Consider the following 1,213-nt stretch of genomic DNA (forward strand, 5'->3'; position numbering starts at 1 on the left):
TCGGCCCGGTCGAGGTCGTACGCGACCAGGTACCAGCGCCGGCCGAGGCAGACCAACCGGTGCGGCTCGACGTGCCGCTCGGTGCTCCGCCCGGACGCCGCGGTGTACGAGAAGTGCAGTCGTTCGGCGTCTCGGCAGGCGAGGGCGACCACGGTGAGGGCGTCCGGGTCGACGCCCGCGCCGGCCGAGGCACCCCAGTCAACGGGAACGGTCATCGCGCGCAGCGCCTCGACCCGGCGGCGCAGCCGGGCCGGCATCACCTGCACGACCTTGGCGAGCACCCGGACGGAGCCCTCGGCGACGCCCTCCACCGGGCTCTCCGCGGCCGCTTGCAGGCCCACCGCGAGGGCGACCGCCTCCTCGTCGTCGATGACCAGCGGCGGGAGCGCCGCGCCCGCCGCCAGCTGGTAGCCGCCGTCGACCCCGCGCTGGGCCTCGACGGGGTAGCCGAGTTCGCGCAGCCGGTCGATGTCGCGGCGCAGGGTGCGGGCGGAGACTCCGAGCCGCTCGGCGAGCTCCTCGCCGGGCCAGTAGCGGTGGGTCTGGAGCAACGAGAGCAGTCGCAGCGTACGGGTGCTGGTGTTCGCCATGCCCGCCATTCTCGTCGGAATTCAGGACGGAAAGTGGCCGCAATGGCCCATAGCGTGGTTCTTGTCCGAGGGAGCAGGAACCCGGAGACGGGAACCCGAACGAAAGGCGAGAACCATGACCACCACGACCACCATCACCGAAACCCCCGCCCTCACCGGCGAGCGCGCCGACCTCCTGGCGGCCCTGGAGAAGCAGCGGCACTTCCTGCGCTTCACCACCCGCGACCTCACCGACGAACAGGCCGGCCTGCGGACCACCGCCGGCGAGCTGTGCCTGGGCGGCCTGATCAAGCACATGACCAGGGGCGAGCGGCTGTGGGTGGACTTCATCGTGGAGGGCCCCTCCGCGATGCCCGACTTCACGGCCTGGACCGAGGAGGACTTCGCCCGCCGCGCCGACGAGTTCCGGCTGCTGCCCGGCGAGACGCTGGCCGGCGTCCTCGCCGCTTACGCCGAAGTGGCGCGCCGCACCGATGAGTTGGTGGCCACCCTGCCCGACCTGAACGCCAGCCAGCCGCTGCCGAAGGCCCCCTGGTTCGAGGCGGACACCGAGTGGTCGGCCCGCCGGGTGCTGCTGCACATCCTCGCCGAGACCGCCCAGCACGCGGGCCACGCCGACATCA

At 72.7% G+C, this 1,213-nt stretch carries 2 protein-coding genes; one reads left to right on the forward strand and one right to left on the reverse strand.

Going from position 1 to position 1,213, the window contains the following annotated elements:
• Positions 1 to 590: YafY family protein (locus J0670_RS38275; RefSeq protein WP_207817374.1), on the reverse strand; the 590-nt coding region annotated here is incomplete at its 3' end.
• Positions 591 to 705: 115 nt separating this feature from the next.
• Here J0670_RS38275 and J0670_RS38280 point away from each other — a divergent pair.
• On the forward strand, positions 706 to 1,213 hold a 508-nt coding region (locus tag J0670_RS38280; RefSeq protein ID WP_207817375.1), incomplete at its 3' end, for a DinB family protein.

Source organism: Streptomyces sp. FH025 (genome assembly GCF_017427025.1).
Lineage (GTDB): Bacteria > Actinomycetota > Actinomycetes > Streptomycetales > Streptomycetaceae > Kitasatospora.